At 62.5% G+C, this 22,164-nt stretch carries 22 protein-coding genes; 19 read left to right on the plus strand and 3 right to left on the minus strand.

Features of this window, described 5'->3' with window-relative positions; all coding sequences use genetic code 11:
• Positions 1-147 precede the first annotated feature (147 nt).
• The 18 genes from QP971_RS03770 to QP971_RS03855 all read left to right on the plus strand — a co-directional run bounded on the left by QP971_RS03770 (position 148) and on the right by QP971_RS03855 (position 18,527).
• Positions 148-4,014 carry a translation initiation factor IF-2 N-terminal domain-containing protein gene (locus QP971_RS03770; protein ID WP_284810898.1) on the plus strand — a complete coding sequence of 1,289 codons (3,867 nt, stop codon included), beginning with the start codon at positions 148-150 and terminating at the stop codon, positions 4,012-4,014.
• 226 nt (positions 4,015-4,240) lie between these two features.
• Positions 4,241-4,546 carry a 50S ribosomal protein L21 gene (gene rplU, locus QP971_RS03775; protein WP_049377209.1) on the plus strand — a complete coding sequence of 102 codons (306 nt, stop codon included), beginning with the start codon at positions 4,241-4,243 and terminating at the stop codon, positions 4,544-4,546.
• A 42-nt stretch (positions 4,547-4,588) separates the two neighbouring features.
• The gene (gene rpmA, locus QP971_RS03780) at positions 4,589-4,867 is read left to right on the plus strand and encodes a 50S ribosomal protein L27 (RefSeq protein WP_005324079.1); all 279 of its coding nucleotides are present in this window, start codon (positions 4,589-4,591) and stop codon (positions 4,865-4,867) included.
• A 237-nt stretch (positions 4,868-5,104) separates the two neighbouring features.
• Positions 5,105-6,637, plus strand: a complete 1,533-nt coding sequence (gene obgE / locus QP971_RS03785; protein ID WP_284810899.1) for a GTPase ObgE — start codon at positions 5,105-5,107, stop codon at positions 6,635-6,637.
• A gap of 59 nt (positions 6,638-6,696) precedes the next feature.
• Positions 6,697-7,929, plus strand: coding sequence for a glutamate 5-kinase (gene proB, locus QP971_RS03790; RefSeq protein ID WP_284810900.1), 1,233 nt, complete (start codon positions 6,697-6,699; stop codon positions 7,927-7,929).
• Positions 7,930-7,962: 33 nt separating this feature from the next.
• Positions 7,963-8,892: a D-isomer specific 2-hydroxyacid dehydrogenase family protein gene (locus QP971_RS03795; protein ID WP_284787444.1), complete on the plus strand. Its 930-nt coding sequence runs from the start codon at positions 7,963-7,965 to the stop codon at positions 8,890-8,892.
• On the plus strand, positions 8,892-9,797 hold the full coding sequence (locus tag QP971_RS03800) for a D-isomer specific 2-hydroxyacid dehydrogenase family protein (RefSeq protein WP_284810901.1): 906 nt from the start codon (positions 8,892-8,894) through the stop codon (positions 9,795-9,797). Before QP971_RS03795 ends, QP971_RS03800 begins: the two co-directional genes overlap by 1 nt.
• Positions 9,797-10,099: a hypothetical protein gene (locus tag QP971_RS03805; protein ID WP_269953601.1), complete on the plus strand. Its 303-nt coding sequence runs from the start codon at positions 9,797-9,799 to the stop codon at positions 10,097-10,099. The genes QP971_RS03800 and QP971_RS03805 overlap by 1 nt, the downstream gene beginning before the upstream one ends.
• Positions 10,100-10,195: 96 nt before the next feature.
• A complete protein-coding gene (locus QP971_RS03810) occupies positions 10,196-11,464 on the plus strand; it encodes a glutamate-5-semialdehyde dehydrogenase (protein ID WP_284787448.1) in 1,269 nt (422 codons plus the stop codon).
• A 23-nt stretch (positions 11,465-11,487) separates the two neighbouring features.
• A complete protein-coding gene (nadD, locus tag QP971_RS03815) occupies positions 11,488-12,105 on the plus strand; it encodes a nicotinate-nucleotide adenylyltransferase (protein ID WP_284787450.1) in 618 nt (205 codons plus the stop codon).
• A 146-nt stretch (positions 12,106-12,251) separates the two neighbouring features.
• Complete coding sequence (gene rsfS, locus QP971_RS03820) at positions 12,252-12,695, plus strand: ribosome silencing factor (RefSeq protein WP_179387589.1); 444 nt, start codon at positions 12,252-12,254, stop codon at positions 12,693-12,695.
• A gap of 6 nt (positions 12,696-12,701) precedes the next feature.
• Entirely contained in the window at positions 12,702-13,400 is a 699-nt protein-coding gene (locus tag QP971_RS03825; RefSeq protein WP_284787452.1) for a histidine phosphatase family protein, read from the plus strand.
• Positions 13,400-14,275, plus strand: a complete 876-nt coding sequence (locus QP971_RS03830) for a DegV family protein (RefSeq protein WP_284810902.1) — start codon at positions 13,400-13,402, stop codon at positions 14,273-14,275. The genes QP971_RS03825 and QP971_RS03830 overlap by 1 nt, the downstream gene beginning before the upstream one ends.
• 99 nt (positions 14,276-14,374) lie before the next feature.
• The gene (locus QP971_RS03835; RefSeq protein ID WP_284787456.1) at positions 14,375-15,073 is read left to right on the plus strand and encodes a ComEA family DNA-binding protein; all 699 of its coding nucleotides are present in this window, start codon (positions 14,375-14,377) and stop codon (positions 15,071-15,073) included.
• Positions 15,074-15,091: 18 nt separating this feature from the next.
• Positions 15,092-16,504: a ComEC/Rec2 family competence protein gene (locus QP971_RS03840; protein ID WP_284810903.1), complete on the plus strand. Its 1,413-nt coding sequence runs from the start codon at positions 15,092-15,094 to the stop codon at positions 16,502-16,504.
• Position 16,505: 1 nt separating this feature from the next.
• Positions 16,506-17,483, plus strand: coding sequence for a DNA polymerase III subunit delta (gene holA, locus QP971_RS03845; RefSeq protein WP_284810904.1), 978 nt, complete (start codon positions 16,506-16,508; stop codon positions 17,481-17,483).
• A 10-nt stretch (positions 17,484-17,493) separates the two neighbouring features.
• Positions 17,494-17,883 carry an ankyrin repeat domain-containing protein gene (locus QP971_RS03850; protein WP_284787465.1) on the plus strand — a complete coding sequence of 130 codons (390 nt, stop codon included), beginning with the start codon at positions 17,494-17,496 and terminating at the stop codon, positions 17,881-17,883.
• Positions 17,880-18,527: a LysE family translocator gene (locus QP971_RS03855; RefSeq protein ID WP_049377196.1), complete on the plus strand. Its 648-nt coding sequence runs from the start codon at positions 17,880-17,882 to the stop codon at positions 18,525-18,527. Before QP971_RS03850 ends, QP971_RS03855 begins: the two co-directional genes overlap by 4 nt.
• Here QP971_RS03855 and QP971_RS03860 read toward each other — a convergent pair.
• Entirely contained in the window at positions 18,524-19,870 is a 1,347-nt protein-coding gene (locus tag QP971_RS03860) for a type II restriction enzyme (protein WP_284810905.1), read from the minus strand. The genes QP971_RS03855 and QP971_RS03860 overlap by 4 nt on opposite strands.
• A complete protein-coding gene (locus tag QP971_RS03865) occupies positions 19,863-20,705 on the minus strand; it encodes a DNA adenine methylase (protein ID WP_284810906.1) in 843 nt (280 codons plus the stop codon). The genes QP971_RS03860 and QP971_RS03865 overlap by 8 nt, the downstream gene beginning before the upstream one ends.
• A gap of 334 nt (positions 20,706-21,039) precedes the next feature.
• On the opposite strand from QP971_RS03865, the gene QP971_RS03870 reads away from it, so the two are divergent.
• Complete coding sequence (locus QP971_RS03870; RefSeq protein ID WP_284791421.1) at positions 21,040-21,618, plus strand: TetR/AcrR family transcriptional regulator; 579 nt, start codon at positions 21,040-21,042, stop codon at positions 21,616-21,618.
• Between the two features lie 118 nt (positions 21,619-21,736).
• On the opposite strand, the gene rpsT is transcribed toward QP971_RS03870, so the two are convergent.
• A complete protein-coding gene (gene rpsT, locus QP971_RS03875) occupies positions 21,737-22,000 on the minus strand; it encodes a 30S ribosomal protein S20 (protein ID WP_049378501.1) in 264 nt (87 codons plus the stop codon).
• Between the last annotated feature and the right edge of the window lie 164 nt (positions 22,001-22,164).

Raw genomic sequence — 22,164 nt, forward strand, 5'->3', positions numbered from 1 at the left:
ATAGCGCGTACGAGACGCGGCATAACTTCATATCCCACAAACTTTTATAGCGCGCACCATGCCTCGTGCGGCGGCGGTACGGTCTTCGGCCGTGCCTGCGCCCGAGGCCGCGCCCCATAGAGACGATATACAGGAGTAAGCCCGAACATGGTGGCACAGAACTCTCAAGAAACAACTGAAAGCCTCAAGGCAGCGGCGCTTTTGGCCCAGAACCTAGACCGCAGGCAACTCAAGGACAAGACCCGCGTGTATTCCCTAGCCAAGCAGCTGGGGCTTTCCTCGCGCGAGTTGGTGGCACAGCTTAAAGACATGGGCTTGAAAAAGAGCGCGCAAAGCTCTCTTTCCCGCGAGGAAGCAGGCCAGGTGCTCGATGCTGTGGCGAATGCCGCTGCGGTTGCCGACGCCCCCGCGGGCGACACCACCGCAGCACCGGCTGAAGAGCCCGAGGACAAGCCTGCTGCGCAACCGGAAGAAAACCCGGACGAGGAAACAGAAAAGAAGCCAGCGAAGAAGCGCGCCAAGCGCGCCCGCAAGGCCACCCGTAAGTCCTCCGCACCAGCACCCGAAGAGCTGGCAGATACCGCCGAGTCAGAGGAAGGGGGGCAGTCCACGGAAGACGAAGAGCACCTGCGCCACCGCGTGCGCAAGAACGTGGATAATGAAATCTCCCAGATCGAAGACAAGGTAGAGGCATCGCTTGCTCAGGCTGCGGCCGAAACTCGCGCAGCCACCGAGGACGCCGAGCACGCTGAAGCAGAAGTACCCGAAGCAGCAGAAGCCACGGAGGAGACGGAAAAAGCACCTGCGAGCGGCTTTGATACCGGAACGGTTGATGCGGCAAAGCTGCACGAGGCGCTGGCAGAAGCCGGCGAGGACTTCGAGGATGACTACTACGCGCCGCACATCGTCCCACGCGCCGAATCCGAGGAAGACTCCGGGCACTATGACTTTGCGCCCATCTTCATGGCCCCGCAGCTGGACGAGGCTGCGGCATTTGCACCGACTCTAGATGCAGCGGAGGAGGACTTCTCGGCCGACGACTCCGCAGGCGATGACAACGAGGATGCTGCAGACTCCGCCGCAGAAAGCCGCGAGCACTCCGGCTCCGACCGCGGTTCCGGAAAGCCTGAGGGCCGCCGCCGCGGACGCCGCGGCGCATCCCGCGGACGCGGCGCCGGTGCGAAGCGTGAAGAGCAGGCAGACGAGCCCGAGCACATTGAAGAGCCGAAAGCCATCCGCGGCTCCACGCGCATCGAGGCTCAGAAGCGCCGCCGCGCGGAATTGCGCGAAAAGGGCCGCACCCGTCAGCACATCGTCTCCCAAGCGGAGTTCCTTGCCCGCCGCGAAGCTGTGGAGCGCACCATGGTGGTGCGCGATAAGGAGCGCGAGGACGGCGCCGGCATCATCACCCAGGTGGGCGTATTAGAAGATGACCTGTTGGTCGAGCACTTCGTTACCACCGAATCCCAGGCCTCGCTCATTGGCAATATTTACTTGGGCCGCGTTCAAAACGTGCTGCCGTCCATGGAGGCGGCTTTCGTGGATATCGGACAGGGCCGAAACGGCGTGCTCTACGCCGGTGAAATCGACTGGCGCAAGACCAAGCTGCACGGGCGCGCCCGCAAGGTAGAAAACGCCCTGAAGTCTGGTGACCAGGTGCTGGTTCAGGTGGCTAAGGATCCCATCGGTCATAAGGGCGCGCGCCTTACCACCCAGATTTCCCTTGCTGGCCGCTACCTGGTCTACGTACCGGGCGGGCGCAGCGCCGGCATTTCCCGCAAGTTGCCTGCCCCAGAGCGCAAGCGCTTGAAGGATATCCTCGGCCGCGTGGTGCCAGGCGATGGTGGAGCGATCATCCGCACCGCCGCCGAAAACGTACCGGAAAAGGCAATCGCTACCGACGTCAACCGCCTGCACAGCCGGTGGGAGGACATCGTGGCACACGCTAAGAAAGAAAAATCCTCCAAGGGCGCCAAGCCGGTGACCATGTATGAAGAGCCGAACATGCTCATCAAGGTGGTGCGCGATCTCTTCAACGAAGACTTCACTGAGCTCATCGTCGATGGCAAGCGTTCCTTCAATACCGTCCGTGCTTATGTGGATTCCATGGCGCCAGACCTTGCGGACCGCGTGGTGCGCTACCGTGCCAAGGACCACGGCGGGCAGGATGCTTTTGAGGCTTACCGCATTGATGAGCAGCTGCATAAGGCGCTCTCGCGCAAGGTATGGCTGCCCTCCGGCGGCACGCTGGTCATCGACCGCACCGAGGCCATGACCGTGATTGATGTCAATACCGGAAAGTTCACCGGTTCCGGCGGCAACCTAGAGGAAACGGTAACCCGCAATAACCTCGAGGCGGCCGAAGAAATCGTGCGCCAGATGCGCCTGCGCGATCTCGGCGGCATGATCGTCGTGGACTTTATCGATATGGTCCTGCCGGAAAACCAGGATCTGGTGCTGCGCCGCCTGAAGGAAGCCTTGGGCCGCGATCGCACCCGCCACCAGGTCTCGGAGGTGACGTCGCTGGGTCTGGTGCAGATGACCCGCAAGCGCCTCGGCACCGGCTTGGTAGAAACGTTCTCCACCGAGTGCGAGTGCTGTAACGGCCGTGGCATCATCATTCACCAGTATCCGGTGGATGAGGCCGAGGACGAGCACCGGTCCAAGCATTCTGGCCGCAAGCCCAAGGCGCACAAGAAGCAACACCACGATCCGCAGCAGCACCCGGCTGCGGTGGCGATGCATAAGCACGAGCTTGACGACGCCGCCGAGAGCTCCTCCAAGCCTAAGCGATTTAAGAAGACCCAGGCGCCGGTCTACGGTACCGAGAGCGAAGAGGCCGCACAGGAATCTGCGAAGACGTCGCTGGAAGATCTCGTAGCGAACGTCGTTGTAGATGAGCGCGGTCCGGCTCAGTCACACGCTGGATCGGAAGAGCACAGCGGGGACCATGACCGCAACAAGGAGCGCGGACGTGGACGCGGTCGCCGCCGTGCGCGCAAGCACACCCAGACTGAGGTATCCGATATCGAGGCCATCGCGTACGCCGCGGCGGATAATGCTGCCGAGAGCGACGAGGTGCAGGAATTTAATTCCTACGTCCCCGATGCGGAAACGGACGCCGACTCGGGCGCTATTGCGCAGGTACACCCAGGTGCCGGGGCGGGCTCCAAGCGTGGCAAGAAGCCGCGCCGGGCGACGCGCCCGTCTAAGGCCACGCGTGCAGCTGCAGGCGGCGAGCAGAAGATTACCGAGAAGGCAACGGCTACGGAGACGGCAATTGAAAAGTCCTATGACGAGGCAGTAGCTGAGTTTGAGGCTTCCCCGCGCCGCAAGCGCCGCACCCGCGGAAATTCGCGCTCCGATAGGCGCCCGCAGCCGCAGGACTTCGCGGTCTCCGGTGAGCAGGACTCTGTCGACGCCGACGATAATGCCAACGGCGCTGAAGCCCAGCGCGGAGAGAAGAGCTCGCGCGAAGAGCGCAAGGCTCGCGGGCGTGGCCGCCGTCGTGCGGTGCGCACCCAGCAGACCAAGCGCCGGACCACCTCGCGCGTGCCGCACGAGGTCAAGGAAAAGGCGCAGGAGCACAAGCACAAGCAGGCGGGCGGGTCCGCCGAGCAGCGCCATGAAAAGGCCGCTGGCGCCGCGCGTGCGGGGCGCGCCGGTGGCAAGGGCCGTGGGCGTCGCCGTGCCGTGCGACAGGTCGCTCCTAAAAAGGCGGTAGCAGAGAATCCGAAGGCAGCGAAGACCACACAAGGCCGTTCGACGCAGCAGGGTGGCTCGCCGGATCGTTCCGATGCTGGCCAGCGGGCGACCACGGGCGATACCAAGGTGCTGCGCCGCGGAAAGAAGAGGGCGGTGCGCAAGAAGGGGGCGTCGGCAAGCGTCAAGGCCCCAAAGGCGCAGGATAACGCAGGGCAGAAGCAGTCTTCTGCGAGCGGTGCGCACAAGGAGACGTCGCGCGCTAAGTCTGGGCGCGGCCGACGCCGCGTAGCACGGCGAAGCACGTCTTAGGGCTACGCCACGCGGGCACAAAAAGCGCGGTTTGTATTTTGTGCCCGCTACGGGGTAGTCTTTGACAGTCGCTGTTTAGTACTCACGACGCTGGATCAGTCCGACACTCACTTAGTGAGCTGTGCGGGCATGTTCGCGCGGGAACTAAACGCAATGTGTAAGTGTCCATTCGGAACGCGGCCTCCCCGGTTGCTTCCGAGCGAGTTTAGATAAGGGGTAACCCTCTATGTACGCGATCGTCAAGACCGGCGGCAAGCAGTACAAGGTTGCTGAAGGTGACCTCGTCAAGGTCGAGAAGATCGAGGGTGAGCCAGGCTCTGCCGTAGCTCTCACCCCGGTTCTGCTCGTCGATGGCGCCGATGTTAAGTCCAAGGCTTCCGACTTGGAGAAGGTTTCTGTCTCCGCAGAAATCGTTGAGCAGGGTAAGGGCCCGAAGGTCGATATCCTGAAGTACAAGAACAAGACTGGTTACAAGAGGCGTCTGGGCCACCGTCAGCCTGTGACCACCTTGAAGATCACCGGTATCAAGTAAGCCTTAACCGGCTGTAATTATCCCTAAAGGAGGGAAAACCACATGGCACACAAGAAGGGTGCTTCCAGCTCCAGCAACGGTCGCGATTCCGAGTCCAAGCGTCTCGGCGTCAAGCGCTTCGGTGGTCAGCAGGTTAATGCCGGCGAGATCATCGTGCGTCAGCGCGGTACCAAGTTCCACCCAGGTGAGAACGTAGGCCGCGGCGGCGACGATACCCTGTTCGCGCTTGCAGCTGGCTCCGTTGAGTTCGGTATCAAGCGTGGCCGTCGTATGGTCAACATCGTTCCGGCTGAAGAGGTTGCTGCAGAGGCAACTGCCTAACTAAGGCCGATGAGGTTAATCCTCGAGTCTGCCCCAGTGAGGGCGGCTCGAGGATTTTCTGGTTTTGTGGAAACCGAAACGAGGCTCCACCCAGGTAATAGATACACCACGCTAGCGGACACAACCGATGGGATGGCCGACTAGATAGGCGGACTCAATCCGGTTGCGGTTGGAGCCCAGCCCAAGACACGCATTACACTGGCGGGGACAAAGATTTAACTAACGGAGGGTTTGACCATGGCACGTTTTATTGACCGCGTTGTCCTGCACCTGCAAGCAGGCGACGGTGGACACGGCTGTGTGTCTGTCCACCGCGAGAAGTTTAAGCCTTTGGGCGGCCCAGATGGCGGCAATGGCGGCCACGGCGGTGACATCATCCTCGAGGTTTCTGAGCAAATCCATACGCTTATGGATTTCCACTACCGCCCGCATATTAAGGCGCAACGCGGCGGCAATGGCGCCGGCGATATGCGCAATGGTGCTCGCGGTGAAGACCTGATTTTGGAGGTCCCGGCTGGAACGGTGGTTCGCACCGAAAAGGGCGAAACCTTGGCGGACCTTACTGTTCCGGGAACGCGGTTTGTGGCTGCAGAAGGCGGGTTTGGCGGTCTGGGCAATGCCGCATTGGCCTCAAAGAACCGCAAGGCACCGGGCTTTGCTCTCCAAGGTGAGCCAGGCCAAGCACATGATCTGATCCTTGAGCTGAAATCTATGGCGGATGTAGGGCTGGTGGGCTTTCCATCGGCAGGTAAGTCATCCTTGATTTCGGTGCTGTCGGCCGCAAAGCCCAAGATCGGTGATTATCCTTTTACCACGCTGCAGCCGAACCTCGGCGTAGTGGATATGGGAGATAGCTCCTTTACTATCGCGGACGTGCCGGGGCTTATCCCAGGCGCGGCCGATGGCAAGGGGCTCGGTCTAGACTTTTTGCGCCATATTGAACGCACGGCGGTGCTGGCGCACGTAGTTGATACCGCCTCCATCGAGCCGGGCCGTGATCCGGTCTCTGATATTGAGGCGATGGAAAATGAGTTGGCGAAGTACCAGGAGGCTTTGCAGGAAGATACTGGTTTAGGGGATCTGCGTGAGCGCCCCCGCGTCATCATCTTGAATAAGGCAGATGTGCCTGAGGCCGAAGAGCTGGCCGATTTTGTCAAGGATGATCTGGAAGAGAAGTTTGGCTGGCCTGTCTTTATTATTTCGGCCGTCGCTCGCAAGGGTCTGGATCCGCTGAAGTTCCGGCTCATGGATATGGTGACTGAGCACCGCAAGGCCCAGCCGTTGCCAAAGAAGGATAAAAACCACACCGTTATCCATCCCAAGGCCCAAGGCCATAAGAAGCACACCGGCGCGTTTGCTGATTTCACCGTCAAGGCCGATCCGGAGGTCGAAGGTGGCTTCATTGTTGAGGGCAAGAAGATTGATCGCTGGATTACCCAGACTGACTTTGAAAATGATGAGGCAGTGGGTTTCTTGGCGGACCGCTTGGCCAAGGCTGGTGTGGAAGATGAGCTGCGCGAGCAGGGTGCAGTAGAGGGCTGCCCGGTAACCATCGGCGGCATTACGTTTGAGTGGGAGCCGATGACCGGCGGCGATCCAACGATGGCCAGCCGCGGCGAGGATGCTCGCCTTAAAGGAACCGCCCGTGCTTCTGCAGCGGAGCGCAAGCGCGCCTCTCAGGCGCGTCGCGGCCTTATCGATGAATACGATTACGGCACCGATGAAGAGGTCACTCGCGAGGGCGCAAACCGCGATAGGTGGCAGGGCTAGTCCCAGATCCCCCTATTCTTGGGGTGTGCTGGAGGGTGGGCTTTGTAAACTCGGTTGGCATGTCTTCTGATGAACAGAAAGAGCCCATCCTTCCACTTCCGGTAGAGCCTTTTGACGGACCTACCGCTGATACCCCTTTCCCGGAACCGCTCGATGAAAATCCGGTGGCGTCCGGTTTTGAATCGGATCTCCGCCGCGACATCGCGCAGGCAAAGCGCGTGGTGGTCAAGATTGGTTCCTCTTCTCTAACAGACGAGAATTTTCGCGTTTCCCAGGAAAAGATTGATCACATCGTCGATGCCGTCCATGCGCGCATGGGCCGCTCCGATGTCATCATTGTCTCTTCCGGTGCGGTTGCCGCAGGTATGGGCCCGCTCGGCCTGCACCAGCGCCCCACCGATTTGGCTACTAAGCAGGCCTCCGCGTCCGTCGGCCAGGTACACTTGGCCTCTGTGTGGGGCCAGTCCTTTGCGCGCTATAAGCGCACCATCGGCCAGGTCCTCCTCACCGCCTCCGATACGGGGCACCGCGACCGCGCCCGCAACGCGCAGCGCACCATTGATCGCCTGCGCCAGCTGCGCACCATCCCCATCGTGAACGAGAACGATGCGGTGGCGACGTCGGAAATGCACTTTGGTGATAACGATCGCCTTTCCGCGCTGGTGGCCAACCTGGTAGGCGCGGACGCGCTCTTCCTCTTCTCCGATGTGGATGGCCTATATGACAAGAACCCCGCCGAGCCGGATGCCAAGTTCATCGATGAGGTGCGCACCGGCAAGGACTTGAAGGGCGTTGTGGCTGGTGATGGCGGGAAGGTTGGCACCGGCGGCATGGCCACCAAGGTTTCCGCGGCCCGCCTGGCTACCCGCGGCGGCATTCCAGTGCTGCTGACCTCCACGGATAATATCGGCCCCGCGCTTGCCGACGCCTCCGTGGGCACCGTCTTCCACACCCGCGAGGAACGCCAGCTGTCCGCCTGGAAGTTCTGGGCACTCTACTGCGCCGATACTGGCGGAGCCGTCCGCCTCGACGAGGGCGCCAAGGAGGCCGTCACCAAGGGCGGCACCTCGCTGCTCGCTGTCGGCATTACCGACGTGCAGGGCGAGTTCAATAAGGGAGAAATCATCGATATCCTGGGCCCGAATGGTGAGGTCATCGGCCGCGGCGAAGTCCGCTTTGACTCCGAGGAGCTCCACGTCATTAAGGGCAAGAAGATGGAAGACCTGCCCGAGGAACAGCGCCGTTCCGTCGTCCACGCGGATTACCTCTCAAACTTCGCCTCCCGCATCTAAACCGAGGGCGAAGATTCCCCGTATGGTTGGGGCATGAAGTATTTCATGGGACCGGAAACCTGGCAGCCGATGGTAGAAGACATCGAGGCTGCCGGGCACCAACGCGTAAGCAGCATTGAAGAGGCCGAGGTCTATATCAATAATGCTCCGAACCCGCGCCGCATCCCCGAGATGCCGGAGAATATTGGCTGGGTGCAGCATTGTTATACCGGCGTCAACCAGCTCATCGATGCCGGCGTCATTACCCCAGACGGCGTGCCGTGGTGCAACTCCGCCGGTGCCTTTGCCCAGCCAGTGGCCGAGTCCGCACTCGGGTTGGCCCTTTCCCAGGCGCACCACCACAAGGCCTTCGCCCAAGCCGCTACCTGGTCGGTGGCCAAGGAGCTGGACGAGTCCCAGGCGTGGCTCTATGACCAGCAAGGGCCGAAGAAGGTGGCGATCTTTGGCGCTGGGGGTATCGGCAAGCAGCTCATTAAACTCCTCAAGCCCTTTGGCGTGCACATTACTGCCGTCAATCGCTCTGGTCGCGCGGTGGAAGGCGCCGATGAGGTCGTGCCCATGGAGCAGGCCGACCACGTGTGGGGCGAAGCGGATTTTATCTTCTGCATCCTCCCGGCGACCAAAGACACGGAGGCGCTTATCAATGCCGCCACGTTCCGCGCCATGAAACCCTCCGCCATCTTCATCAACGTCGGCCGTGGCAGCACCGTGGTAACCGAGGATCTCGTGGCGGCCCTGCGCGATGGTGAGATCGCCGGCGCCGGGCTGGAAGTTATGGATCCCGAGCCGCTGCCTGATGGTCACCCGCTCTATGACCTGCCCAATTGCACCATGACCCCGCACATGGCTGCCTCCGCACACGTGGCGCAGTACCACCTGGGCGCTATCTTCAACGCCAATGCCGCCGCGTGGGAGAGGGGAGAGGCCATGCCCACCCGCGTCGATGCGGAGGCTGGCTACTAATGAAGTACGCGATGTTGCCCACCCCGTGGGAGGAAACCCTGCAGGCCCTCGATGCAGCCGGCCACGAGCGTGCCCCGCTGGAGGAGGCCGAGGTGCTCATCTTCAACGGCGGTCCAGATGATTTCCCGCAGCCCCTGCCGCCGAACGTGGGCTTGGTGCAGGTTCCTTTTGCCGGGGTGGACCATCTGCTCGGCGTCATGCGTGATACCACCGCCCGCTGGTCCAATGCCGCAGGGCTATATGACGCCACCGTGGCCGAATCCACTATTGCGCTCCTGCTCGCCCAATTGCATGCGCATAAGCGCGTGGGGACGAGCTGGAATAACCGCGATGAGGTGGAGGCGCACACCAGCTTCCTTTTTGAAGATAAGACGGTTGCGGTGGTGGGTGCTGGGGGCATCGGAAAGCGGCTAATTCACATGCTGGAAGGCTTTGGCCCGCGCATCATTGCGGTCAATCGCTCCGGTACCCCAGTGGAAGGCGCCGATGAAACCTTCGCCACCACCGATATTGAGCGCGTGTGGCCGGCCGCCGACTATTTCGTGGCACTTGCGCCGCTCACGGAGCAGACACACCAGCTTTTCGATGCTGCTGCCTTCCGTGCCATGCCCGACCATGCAGTGGTAATTAATGTCGGCCGCGGTCCGCTTGTGGACACTGAGGCCCTTGTTGACGCTCTTCGCTCCGGCCAGATCGCCGGCGCCGGCCTAGATGTCACCGACCCCGAGCCCTTGCCTGATGGACACCCGCTGTGGGACATGCCCAACGTAGTCATCACTCCGCACCTGGCCAACCCACCATATTCGGTGCGCCGGCGCATTGGCTCGCATACAGTACAGGCCATGGAGCGCTTTGCCGCAGGTGAGGCAATCCCCACGGAAGTAGATATTGAAGCTGGCTACTGATGGATAGCCCCGGTAACCGCGCTGACGATGGCCAGCTCAACCCGACCGCGGCTGAGGTTGCGGATATGAGGGAGCGCCGGAAGAAAGTAAAGACGGTCGATTATGCTGCCTGGGCAGCCACCATTCTTTCCGTTGTGCTCGGCTATTTCTTCTTCCACTGGACCTATTTCTGGGTTATCCCGATCATCTGTTTTGTATGCTCGGCCGGAGCCCGCCACGTTTATAATCTGAGCTATTTTGAGGAGGAATACCTCATGTTCGAGCGGAAGGACGAGAAGCGCCGCCGCCGTGCATCCGATTAGCGCCGCCGCGAGCTCGGCTAATAAGTAGGCCACCGTGCGGGTGCTTGCTGCCCAACCGGCTGAAATGCACGTGGCCTTTCGTTAAGCTGGTATGGCATGAGCAACACTGAACGCGAAGAAGTTCTGTCCAAAGCCCGTGCTGCCAAGGAAGTCGCGCCCGTCGTGGCGCAGCTGTCCACGCCGCGCAAGAATGAGATCTTGCAGCGCGCAGCCGAAAACCTCATTGCCCACACCGAAGATATTCTCGCCGCCAATAAGCAGGATATCGACGCCGGCCGCGAACGCGGCATGTCCGAGTCTCTTATTGACCGCCTGTCCCTCGACGCCGCGCGCGTCGAAGGCATTGCCGGTGGCCTGCGCCAGGTAGCCGGCCTGCAGGACCCAGTAGGGGAGATCCTGCAGGGCCGCACCATGGACAACGGCATTCAGATGAAGCAGGTGCGCGTCCCGCTCGGCGTGATGGGCATGGTCTATGAGGCCCGCCCGAACGTCACCGTGGACGCCTTCGGCTTGGCCATTAAGTCCGGCAACGTGCCGCTGCTGCGCGGTTCCAAATCCGCCCGCAACTCCAATGCCAAGCTGGTAGAAATCTTGCAGGATACCCTCGCCGAGTTTGACCTTCCGCGCGAGGCCGTGCAACTTCTGCCGTGCGAGACCCACGATTCCGTCCAGGACCTCATCACCGCTCGCGGCCTGGTGGACCTGGTCATTCCGCGCGGTGGCGCCAAGCTTATTGAGGCCGTTGTTACCGGCGCCACCGTCCCGGCCATTGAGACCGGCACCGGCAACTGCCACTTCTACGTGGACGCCTCTGCGGACTTGGACAAGGCCATCGACATGGTCATCAACGGCAAGACCCGCCGCACCTCCGTGTGCAACTCCACGGAGTGCGTGCTTATCGACGCCGCCTTGGACGACTCCGCCAAGCTCCGCATTATCACCGCGCTGCAGGATGCCGGCGTGACCATCCACGGCGACGTCGCCGAGCTCGAGGCCTTCGGCGTCAAGGATGCCGTGCAGGCCACCGATGAGGACTGGCGCGAGGAATCGCTGTCCATGGATATCTGCGCCAAGGTGGTCGACGGCGTCGACGGTGCCATTGCCCACATCGCCGAGTTCACGACTGGCCACACCGAGGCCATCGCCGCGCAGGATGCCGACGTCCTAGTGAAGTTCGGCAACGAGGTAGATGCCGCCGCGGTCATGCTCAACGCCTCTACCGCCTTCACCGATGGCGAGGTCTATGGCATGGGCGCCGAAATCGGCATTTCCACCCAGAAGCTGCACGCCCGCGGCCCAATGGCGCTGCCGGAGCTCACCTCTTCTAAGTGGATCCTGCAGGGTACCGGACAGACCCGCCCCTAGTGGTGCGGCTATAATCACCACCCATGACTAGCCCACAGCGCATCGGCATCATGGGTGGGACCTTTGATCCCATTCACAATGGCCACTTGGTAGCGGCCAGCGAGGCCGCCCACCGCTTTGCCCTCGATACCGTCGTCTTTGTTCCCACCGGCCAGCCGTGGCAAAAGTCCCACCGCGACGTCACTGCGGCCGAGCACCGCTACTTGATGACGATGGTGGCCACGGCCTCCAACCCGCGCTTTACCGTCTCGCGCGTAGACATTGACCGCGAGGGGCCCACCTACACCATCGATACGTTGCGCGACCTGCGTGAACTCTTCCCAGATGCGGAGTTTTATTTCATTACCGGTGCCGATTCGCTGGCCTCCATCATGAGCTGGCATAACTGGGAAGAGATGCTGGAGATGGCGCACTTTGTGGGCGTGACCCGCCCCGGCTATGAATTAAGCGCCGATATGCTACCTGCCGATGCGCAAGAGGCTATCGATCTCATCGACATTCCCGCCATGGCGATTTCCTCCACGGCGTGCCGCGAACGCGCCGGGCAGGGGCAGCCCGTGTGGTACCTCGTTCCGGATGGGGTGGTGCAGTACATCACCAAGAACAATCTCTATGGGCCTAACCCAGATAAGCCCCTGTAGAAACTTCCGCGGCCTTCTCCAGATTTTGGGCACGGGCCTGCTAAACGTGCAAGAATAGACTCTCAATAGAGATAGTTCATACCGAATATACTCAGACGCGAAAAGGGAATTTTTACACATTGTCTACTTCTGATCTCGCCCGCCGCATGGCAGAAACCGCGGCCCACGCCGCGCAAGAAAAGCTGGCCACCAATATCGCGGCCATTGATGTCTCCGATGTCCTCGCTATCACCGAGGTCTTCGTACTCGCTTCTGCAGACAACGAGCGTCAGGTCGGCTCCATCGTGGATGAAGTCGAAGACGAAATGACTAAGCAAGGCTTCGAGCCGCAGCGCCGTGAGGGCAACCGCGAGAACCGTTGGGTGCTGCTGGACTATGGCAATATCGTCGTCCACGTTCAGCGCAATGACCAGCGCGAGTTCTACGGCTTGGACCGCCTGTACCACGATTGCCCAGCACTGGAGATCGAGGGCATCGAGGCCCCAGAGCGCCCGGGCGAATGGACCAATGGCGTCAACCCGCGCGAAGTTGATTCCATCGACGAGCTCCCACTGGCCGATAAGGTCCCTGGTGAGGACGAGGAGCTTTAAACCCGCATGAGCCGCCGCCTGATCCTGATCCGCCACGGACAAACTACCTATAACGCCACCGGCCGCATGCAGGGCCACTTGGACACCGAGCTGTCTGAGCTGGGCTATGAGCAGGCCCGCGCCGCCGCGCGCCTGCTGCAGGATCAGGGCGTGTCTAAAATCGTCGCCTCCGATCTCCTCCGCGCGCGCGAAACTGCGCGCGTGGTCGCCGATGCCCTCGGCATGGATTTCACCACGGATGCCCGCCTGCGCGAGACGCACCTAGGCCAGTGGCAGGGCAGAACCTCCGCCGAAGTAGATGCCGAGTTCCCCGGCGCGCGCGCCATCTGGCGCCACGACCCCACTTGGGCCCCGCCGCAGGGCGAGTCCCGCGTGGACGTGGCCGAGCGTGCCCGGCCTGTCGTCGATGAGCTCATGGCAGACTTCGCTGGCTGGGACCAAGGCCCCGTCCTTATCGTGGCCCATGGCGGCGCTATCTCGGCGCTGACCTGCCACCTGCTGGGCCTTGACCATGCGCAGTACGGAATCCTTTCCGGATTGAAAAATACCCACTGGTCACAGCTGACGGCCCGCCCGGATTTCAACCCGGACACGCCGCTGTCTTCGCTGGAATTCACCCCAGATAATGTGGGCAGCGCCCAGTGGTATTTCGACGGCTGGAATATGGGCGGCGAGGTCACCGGGGACGGCGGGGCGGATATCTAGTGACGGTTCGCGTCATTACGGATTCCTCCGCGGGCCTGCCGCCAGAGCTGGCGGAGCAGCTATCCATCACGGTCATTGACCTCCACCTCATGGAAAGCCACGGCAAAGATGGCCTGGAGCGCTCCACCTCGGGTTTGAGCGCGCTGGAGCTGGCTGCCGCCTACGGCCGTGAAATGGAGCGCGCCCAGGATGATGGCGTGATAGCCATTCACCTGTCCAAAGAGCTATCTTCCACCTATTCCGCCGCGGTATCGGCCTCCGGCGTCTTCCCGCACACGGTTCGGGTCATTGATTCCGGCTCGGCCGGCATGGCCATGGGGGCGGCCGCCATGTCCGCGGCTAAGCTCGCCTCTCGCGGCGCCAGCTTGGACGAGTGCTACGCCGCGGCCATCGATACCCTCACACGCGCGGCTACCTGGGTTTACCTGCATTCCACGGAGGACCTGCGCCGCTCTGGCCGCCTTTCCCCGGCCACGGCTGTGTTGTCTACGGCGCTGTTGGCTACCAAGCCGATTATGTCGATTACCGGTGGCAAGCTGGAGCTGGTGGGCAAGACCCGCACCCAGACCAAGGCTTTTACCAAGCTGGTGGACCTCATCGCCTCCCGCGCGGACGGTGAGCCGGCCTTTGTCGCCATCCAGCACAACCAGGCCGAGGACGCGGCCGCCAAGTTGGAGGCGCTCCTTGCAGCGGCGCTGCCGCAGGGTTCGTCCTTTATTTGCACTCCGCTTAACGACGTCCTCTCTGTCCACGCCGGCCCCTCCGCCATCGGCGTCTCCGCCGTGTTTAGCTCCGAGTCGCCCGCGGAACCTGTGCATTCTCACACACGTGGTCGACCTCGCGCCTTCCCGCCGCGCCGATCTGTGGATAACTAGACCCATCGCGCCGGGTTAGTTGACGCCCACAACAAGTTATCCACAGCCCACCTTCGCTCGACCTACCACTTGTTTGCGCCCGCGCTTAGCCTCAGCGCCATGGCGGCACCCAAGATCAGCGAACGACTCCGCGAATTTACCCAACCCACCGGCGAGGAAGAACTCCTCGCCGTCGATTACCCGCGCCCGCGACTGCGCATCAGCCCCTGGCAGGCCTGCGCCGTGGCGGTCATTCTCGTTATCGGCGTGGTGGTCTGGCTCGGCATCAATGCGCGCTCCGAAGAATCCTCCGGCATGCCCGAGCCTGCGGCTATGAGCCCAGGCGTGGCCCCGAGCGACGAACCCAGTGAAATCATCGTTTCGGTCATCGGCGAGGTGGCTGAGCCTGGACTGAAAACGCTCGAGCCCGGCGCGCGCGTGGCCGATGCCCTCGACGCCGCCCAGCCGCTGCCAGGCGCCGAGACCCTGGCTCTCAACCATGCCCAGCGGCTTTCCGACGGCCAACAGCTCCACATCCTGCCCTCCGGCGCCGCACCACCTCCCGCACCCGGCGAGCCCGCCCCAGCCGGCGACAACTCCAGCGGCCCCGGCGGTGGCCCTAGCGGCAGCGGCGTGAGCCTCAATAGCGCCACCGCCGAGGAGCTCACCGAACTCAAGGGGGTCGGCGAGGTGACCGCGCAAGCCATCGTGGCCTACCGCGAAGAGCACGGTGGTTTCAAGAACGTAGAAGAGCTCCTCGAGGTCTCTGGCATCGGGCCGGCGAAGCTGGCGCAGCTTAAAGACCAGGTCCAGCTTTAACCCGAGCTCGAGCGTGCGATGCGAGAACTGCGGCTCGTCCCCGGCGCGGCCACCGCCTGGCTGGCCGTCATCGCCGTGCTACTCGCCGGCTGCGGATGGGCCATCGCACTCATCGCAGTCGTCGTTTCGCTGTGCCTGGTTGCCCGCCAGTGGGGCCAGGCGCTCTTTTGCGGGGCGGTCGCCTCTGCTGCGGCGCTCGTTGCCGCGGTACGCCAGGCCCGCGCCGCCGCCTTCGATCTCGGCACCGAAGTCACCGGGCGACTCGTTACCGCACCGACGCATACCAGTACCGGTGGCTGGTTACTGCGGATCAAGGTTCCGGGATACCCCACGCAGCTGCCCGTCTTTAGCCCGGATCCGGTCCCGGTTGCCGCGGGTGCCGAAATTACGGCGAGGGTGAAGGTGGGGGAGTCGGATAGGGCGGGCGTCGGAAAGCTCAGTGCCAATGCCACCGACGTGCAGGTAACCGCCGAGCCCGAAGGCCTGGCCGGTTGGGCGGCCGGCGTGGCCGAGAACTTCCGCGCGTTGGTCCTCGATACCGTCGGGCCCTCCAGCCAGGGCCTGATTCCTGGCATGGTACTCGGCGATACCGCGCTGCAAGATACCGCCGAGCGCGACCTGTATATCGCCACCGGGCTCTCACACTTAAGCGCTGTATCTGGCGCCAATGTGGCCATCGTCTGCTCCGCCGCGGCCGTGGTCTGCGCCGCCTTCGCGCTCGGGCCCCGCGTCCGCGTGGCCGCCTCCCTGTGCGCCCTTGCCACCTATGTTCTGCTTGTGGGCTTCGAGCCCTCCGTCCAGCGCGCGGCCGTCGCTGGGGTAGTGGGGCTGCTCGCCGTGCTCAATTCCACGCGCATGGAGCCCATCCATGCGCTCAGTCTCGGCATCATCGCGCTGCTCTTTGTGGATTCCGACCTCGCCGTGCACTTTGGTTTTGCCCTATCCTGCGCGGCGACGCTCGGCATCGTGGCGCTGAGCCCGCTCATCTACAAGCACTTGGCCGTGACCGGCTGGCCCGCCATCTTCCTGCGCGCGGTCGCGGTGGCCATCGCCGCCGATATCGTCACCCTCCCGCTGGTGGCACTCATGTCCGGCGAAGTCTCCGTCGTCTCCGTGCTGGCCAATATCCTCGTCGAGCCCGCCACCGTGCCGATTACCATCGTGGGGCTTATCGCCGCCATCTTCGCCCAGCTCGGCCCGCTGGACGTGCTGGGCGCCGGCTTGCTGTGCCTCATTGAGCCCTTCTCGTGGTGGATTAATACCATCGCCCACGGCGTGGCCCACCTGTCCGTGGTCACCATCCCCGCCAACCCGCTTTTTACGCTGCTTGCCTACGCCTGGATCATCGCCGGCCTCCTCTATCACCGCCCGTGGCTCACCTTGGCGCTGACGCTGGCGGGCATCGCCTGGCTCGGCCTGGCCGCAGGCTAGAATGGCGGGCATGCCTCCAGTACACCTCATCCTCGGCGACGATGAATTCCTCACCGAACGTGCCCGCCTGCAGATCCAGCGCGCCGCGGCCGAGGAGAGCGGATCTACCGGTACCCGGCCCGAGCTGACCAAGCTCAAAGCTTCTGAGGTCTCTGAGGGCGAGATCCTCGAGGCCACCAGCCCGTCGCTCTTTGGCGATAACCGCGTCATCGTCATCAGCGACTGCGAGCGCGCCGGCAAAGAAGTAGTCGATATCCTTCTGCGCGCCTGCGCCAATCCCGCGCCGGGCATGACCATGGTCATTATCTACTCCGTGACGGCCAAGACGCTGAAGAAAAAGAAGAAACAGCCCGAGCTTGTGGCCAAGCTGCGCAAGATTGCCGAGGTCCACGAGGTCTTTTCGCTTTACCCCAATGAGCTGGGTCAGTGGGCCACCCGCGAATTTTCCAGTCACGGCGTGCGTCCGACCCCGGACGTTATCCACGCCGTGCTCGAGGGCGTGGGCTCTGATCTGCGCGAGCTGGCCTCAGCCATCTCCCAGTTGGTCTCCGATACCGGCGGCAATGTCACCCGCGAGGCGGTGCAAAACTACTACGTCGGCGTGGCCGAGGTCGCCAATTGGGACATTGCCGACGCCGCCGTCGCCGGCCGCGTCGAAGCCGCCGTATCCACCTGCCGTCGCGCTCTCCAGCTTGGCGCGAGCCCCGTGGCGATTGCCGCGGCGCTGGCCAATAAGGTTGGCGCCGTCGCCCGCCTTTACTCCGCGCGCGGGGACCAGTACTCACTGGCGAGCCAAACCGGCCTAGCACCCTACGTGGTCAAGATGACCCAGCCGGTCGCCCGCCGCTGGTCCGCCGATAATGTTACCAAGGCCGTCATCCTCGTCTCCGAGCTGGATGCCGCCGTCAAAGGACAAGGAGGCGAGCCCGAATTCGCCATAGAGGCGGCCGTCAAACGCGTCGCGGAACTGGCGCGATAAGCTAGAAACTATGTCTGAGACGCAAGTGCAAGAATTCGCCGGTCGACTCTTTGACATGGCGCGCGAGGGCAACTTGGACCTCCTCGCCTATATCGACCACGGCGTGAATATCGACCTCGTCAACCATGAAGGCCAGTCCTTTATTATGCTCGCCGCCTATCACGGCCACGCCGAGCTGGTTTCCGCACTTGCCCGCGCCGGCGCGGACGTCAACCTGCTCAATGACCGCGGCCAGTCCCCGCTGGCCGGTGCCATCTTCAAGAAGGAAGACGCGGTTATCGACGCCCTCCTTTCCGCCCACGCCGACCCCACCGCCGGCCATCCCTCCGCGCTGGATTCCGCCCGCATGTTTGGCCGCGACGACCTTCTCCCGCGGCTCGAAAGCGAGGCGGGGGAGTGACCTGGACATCCTTCTTCACCCTCTTGCTGATGAACCTGGTGGGCGTCGCCTCGCCGGGACCGGACATCATTTTGGTGACCCGCTACGCCACCCGCTCGCGCCGCCACGCCATTGCCGCGGCCGCCGGCATCCAGATCGGCGTGCTCTTTTGGAGCGCCGCCACCGTCTTTGGCGCCGCCGCGCTGCTGACCGCCTTCCCGGAAATCCTCGGCGCGGTCCAGGCCATCGGAGGCTGCTTTTTGGTGTTTATGGGAACCCGCGCGTTGCGCAGCGGCATCGCCCAGCGCGCCAATCCGCCCGTTGACCTAGAAGATGCCGCCGCCCAGCTCGGCCGCCTGCGCACCGCCTTCAAGGTCGGCCTGGCCACCAATATGTCCAACCCAAAAATCGTGCTCTTCCTCGCCGCGATGATCGCCCCGCTGCTCCCGGCCAGCCCACCCGTCTGGCTGGCGATTGCGCTGACCCTCTCGCTTTCGCTGTCGGCCTTCCTCTTCTTCCTCGTCGTCGCCACGGTAATTTCCACCAATGCCGTGCGCCGCAAGCTCATCGCCGCCGGCCCGTGGATCGACATCGGCTCGGGCCTCTTCTTCGTCATCGCCGGCATTGTTCTCATCATCTCCGGCGGGCAGAACCTGCTGGCTTAAAATAGGCGCGGCGTGCCCTCGGCCACCGTGTCCAGCACCCACTGGGTCCAACGAGCGACGGTGGAGGCGCGCCGCCGGGACGTCGCCAAGCTGAGCCCCAGCCCATCCATGGCCGCACAAATCTCCGCGGTGCTAGCCACCGCGCCGCGGGCCAGGCTGAGCTCAAGCACCTCGCGGAAAACCCGCCGCGCCGCCAGCGCCCGTATGAGCGCCCCATTCCGGGCGTCGCGCTGCGGCTGCTCAATAACCCTTCGCCCGCGCTCCGTCGGCTCCCACGTGTCCTCCACCGGCTCCGCTAGGCCCAGGTATCGCGCGGCGTTGGCATAGTAATCCGCCTGCCGCGGGTCGAAATCATAGCGCTGGGTAATCTCCGCCTTGCTTAACGGCTGCAGCGCTATGAGCTCAAGCAGGTTGACCACCCGCTCAAAGCTATTGGCCTGCGGGAAGGGCACGGCCGGTTCGGGTTCGGGCGCTACCGCCCGCACGATGTCGAGGGCCGCCTGCGCATCCAAGTGCGAGGAGGACAGCGCGTAGCGGGCGCTATCGACCAGCGCAATGCTGCGAAAATCCGCCGGGTCCCGAAACTCATAGCGGTACAGGTGGAAAATACCATTGGAATACACCAGGTAAACCGGCACCACATCCTTGGCCAGGCGCTGCTGGAAACGCCGATACGGAAAATACAGCTGCCGGATATTGAAATCCTCCGACAGGTGGTTCTTCGCCTCCACCAGCACTAGGTGCTCGAGCGATTCAAAGCCGCCGTCGATTTCCATCTGCGCGCGGTCCACCGCCACATCCACGCCCAAGTCCGGCAGCCGCACCTTAAGCCCGTGCGTGGACATGCGCCCCGCCACCGTGGCCTGCAACGGCGCGCACCCGAGGAAGTCCTCCAGCATCCCGCTTGCCGACGCCCCATTTAACGCCACCGCCTCCGAGCTCACTGCCTCCAACGAGAGGGTGTCGAGCCCCGCCGGCAGCTCTAGCGTGCGCACCTCGCCGCGCTGCGTTTCTGGAAATCGTTCGTACAGGTTGAATCGTCCCACCAGGTATTCGCTCCGGCTGACCGGCACGATTCCCAGGCGGAGACGCTGAAAAATCCACGGCCGCGAGGCAGAGAAATCATGCTTGGCCATCAGCCGTGGCTGCCGGCCCGAGAGCCGTTCTAGCTCCCGCGCGCTGATATAGAAGTACCCGCGCCGCTCCAGCTCCGCGTCGTATCCCGCCGCCAGGATGCGCAGCCAGCCCCAGTCATTGACGCCGAGCTTCATTGACTCCGGCACGCCAAAGCGTGCCCGCAACTCCTGCTCCCGCAACTCCTGCGCCTGCGACCCGCTAGTCACCGCGCACCTCGTAATTGCGTACCAGGACTTCGTCGACCTTGCCCCGCTTCGAGCCAACGGAGTTAATCGCCCGCGTCGCCCCCACGATGCCTACTTCATAGTCCGCGTACAGCTCCCGGATGAAATCGGTAGCTGAATTCGACAAGAGGAACTTCACCCCGCGCCTATCCAAGTCATCGCAGACCTCTTTGAGCCGCTCTTGCTCCGCTCTGTCAAAGCCGCCCTTTTGGTAGCCGGTAAACGAGCTCGTTACGTTCACCGGGTCATAGGGAGGGTCGAAGTACACAAAGTCTCCTTCGCGTGCCTCTGCCACCGCCGCGGCGAAATCGCCCTGCGAGAAGGCCACATCATTATCCGCAAAATACCGGTGGACCGCGCGCAGCGTGCCTTCATCGCAGATGGTGGGATTCTTATAACGCCCAAACGGCGCGTTGAATTGCCCCGCCGCGTTCACGCGATACAGGCCGTTATAGCAGGTGCGGTTGAGATACAACGTCCGCGCGGCGCGCTCAACAGGGGAGAGGGCGGCAAACCGCTGGGCATCCCGGTCCACTGCGCGCAGCGCATAGAAAAACTCTGCCTCATTGGGATAGCCCGCGAGCTCGGCAATGAGCTCATCGACGCCGTCGCGCACCACCTCATAGAGGTTGATGAGTTCACCATTGAGATCGTTGACCCGTGCTCTGGCCGGCTCGAGAGAGAAAAGCACCGCGCCGCCACCGATGAAGGGTTCATAAAAACGCCGCGGGGCATCCGCCGGCAGGGCGGCGTGGATATGCGGCAAGAGCTGGCGCTTCCCGCCCGCCCATTTGACCAGTGGCTTAACGTTTTTCATCGTTGACTCATCTTAGCCGCCCTACCGGACGCGAGCACCATCGGGCTTTCGAACGCGCGATCGGATAAATCGGGTGCGCGGCCGGGCGGGCTTAGCGCCTTTGGTTGTCTAACGTCACAGTTTTCCCAAATAGTGCCATGACGGGCGAAAATGTGCAGACGCACCGGCGGGGAATTTCCATGGCGCGCATGGCGGTTTTCCTGACCGAATATAAGGTAATAAAATCGCCTCAAAATCCCTTAGTTTGTAGACAAAATAGAATTTCCTCACAATTTCTCTGGGAGAAAGAAAAGATACTGAAGCTTGTAGAGCCTCGGGACAGAAAGGGGCATTCATGCCGCGTATATCAAAAATCCGAGTCGCTGCGCTCAACCTCGTTATCGAGAATGGTTATGACGGGTTCACCATGGAGGAGCTCGCCCACAAAGTGGGCGTTTCCCGCCGTACGCTTTTTAATTACATAAAAGACAAAGAATCGGCAGTTTTAGGCCCCGAAATGTCGGAGGAAGTGGAGAACCAATTCCAAAACTTCGCCGCTGGCTTGCCTACCGGAAGCCTGCGCGAAGATTCCGAAATCATAGCCATGGCCGAGTTTAACCGTGCCGTAGGCGATGAGTTCTTTCCCGAAATTTCTCAGCTTACGGCCCAGGCGCTGGCTAAGGACACGAAACTGCGTGCCCTGTACTGCCAGCGCAATGGCCGCATCATTCAGCGCGTCCGCCAGGCTGTGCAGGCCCGCGAGGGCTGGAAGTCCTCCGATCCTCGGCTCACGCCGACCGTCAACATCATCTACATCCAGTTCCTGACCGCCTTCGAGACCTTCGTGGAAACCCGCGGCGGCACTTCGCTTGCCGACGCCTTCCGCAACGCCGGCGCCATCTTCGAAGACTATTTCAACGACGAACTGGCCTAAGCACCCCGCTTAAGTCCCGCTCGGCCTTGCCTGCCGGTTCCGCGGCCTAAAGTGGGCCAAGAAAATCCCCCGGCGCGCTCCGTAGAGTGCGACCGGGGGATGATCTGTGCAATGGCTCTTAGTCCATCTTGTTGAACGCGGAAGCCATGCCGGACTTCTTGTTGGCTGCGGTGTTGCGGTGGAAGACACCCTTGGACACGGACTTGTCCAGGGCACGGGATGCCACGCGCAGCTGCTTCTCAGCAGCAGCCTTATCGCCAGCGGCAACGGTCTCGCGGAACTTGCGGATCTCGGTGCGGACGGCGGAGCGAACGCCCTTATTGCGGCGGCGTGCCTTCTCGTTGGTGATAACGCGCTTCTGCTTGGACTTGATATTTGCCATGAAAAATACCTCTTAGTAATCGAAAGTGATTGACATAGAAACCGACCTACTCGGACTACTCCCGCGGCCAGCAATCACTGGCGCTCGGCGCTGGTATTCGAAGAGCGAACCCAAGGTCCTGCCCGCCCCGACCAGCGCGCCCGGCAAGTAAGTAACCAACACAC

The organism is Corynebacterium marquesiae (assembly GCF_030229635.1).
Lineage (GTDB): Bacteria > Actinomycetota > Actinomycetes > Mycobacteriales > Mycobacteriaceae > Corynebacterium > Corynebacterium marquesiae.

What these genes read in the sequence shown, in the direction of transcription:
- holA (WP_284810904.1), top strand. Translation starts at nt 16,506, where the DNA reads ATGGCGGGCATGCCTCCAGTACACCTCATCCTCGGCGACGATGAATTC.
- QP971_RS03795 (WP_284787444.1), top strand. Translation starts at nt 7,963, where the DNA reads ATGAAGTATTTCATGGGACCGGAAACCTGGCAGCCGATGGTAGAAGAC.
- QP971_RS03810 (WP_284787448.1), top strand. Translation starts at nt 10,196, where the DNA reads ATGAGCAACACTGAACGCGAAGAAGTTCTGTCCAAAGCCCGTGCTGCC.
- QP971_RS03870 (WP_284791421.1), top strand. Translation starts at nt 21,040, where the DNA reads ATGCCGCGTATATCAAAAATCCGAGTCGCTGCGCTCAACCTCGTTATC.
- rpmA (WP_005324079.1), top strand. Translation starts at nt 4,589, where the DNA reads ATGGCACACAAGAAGGGTGCTTCCAGCTCCAGCAACGGTCGCGATTCC.
- QP971_RS03850 (WP_284787465.1), top strand. Translation starts at nt 17,494, where the DNA reads ATGTCTGAGACGCAAGTGCAAGAATTCGCCGGTCGACTCTTTGACATG.
- rsfS (WP_179387589.1), top strand. Translation starts at nt 12,252, where the DNA reads ATGGCAGAAACCGCGGCCCACGCCGCGCAAGAAAAGCTGGCCACCAAT.
- QP971_RS03840 (WP_284810903.1), top strand. Translation starts at nt 15,092, where the DNA reads ATGCGAGAACTGCGGCTCGTCCCCGGCGCGGCCACCGCCTGGCTGGCC.
- nadD (WP_284787450.1), top strand. Translation starts at nt 11,488, where the DNA reads ATGACTAGCCCACAGCGCATCGGCATCATGGGTGGGACCTTTGATCCC.
- QP971_RS03825 (WP_284787452.1), top strand. Translation starts at nt 12,702, where the DNA reads ATGAGCCGCCGCCTGATCCTGATCCGCCACGGACAAACTACCTATAAC.
- rplU (WP_049377209.1), top strand. Translation starts at nt 4,241, where the DNA reads ATGTACGCGATCGTCAAGACCGGCGGCAAGCAGTACAAGGTTGCTGAA.
- QP971_RS03770 (WP_284810898.1), top strand. Translation starts at nt 148, where the DNA reads ATGGTGGCACAGAACTCTCAAGAAACAACTGAAAGCCTCAAGGCAGCG.
- QP971_RS03805 (WP_269953601.1), top strand. Translation starts at nt 9,797, where the DNA reads ATGGATAGCCCCGGTAACCGCGCTGACGATGGCCAGCTCAACCCGACC.
- obgE (WP_284810899.1), top strand. Translation starts at nt 5,105, where the DNA reads ATGGCACGTTTTATTGACCGCGTTGTCCTGCACCTGCAAGCAGGCGAC.
- rpsT (WP_049378501.1), bottom strand. Translation starts at nt 22,000, where the DNA reads ATGGCAAATATCAAGTCCAAGCAGAAGCGCGTTATCACCAACGAGAAG.
- QP971_RS03800 (WP_284810901.1), top strand. Translation starts at nt 8,892, where the DNA reads ATGAAGTACGCGATGTTGCCCACCCCGTGGGAGGAAACCCTGCAGGCC.
- proB (WP_284810900.1), top strand. Translation starts at nt 6,697, where the DNA reads ATGTCTTCTGATGAACAGAAAGAGCCCATCCTTCCACTTCCGGTAGAG.
- QP971_RS03835 (WP_284787456.1), top strand. Translation starts at nt 14,375, where the DNA reads ATGGCGGCACCCAAGATCAGCGAACGACTCCGCGAATTTACCCAACCC.
- QP971_RS03865 (WP_284810906.1), bottom strand. Translation starts at nt 20,705, where the DNA reads ATGAAAAACGTTAAGCCACTGGTCAAATGGGCGGGCGGGAAGCGCCAG.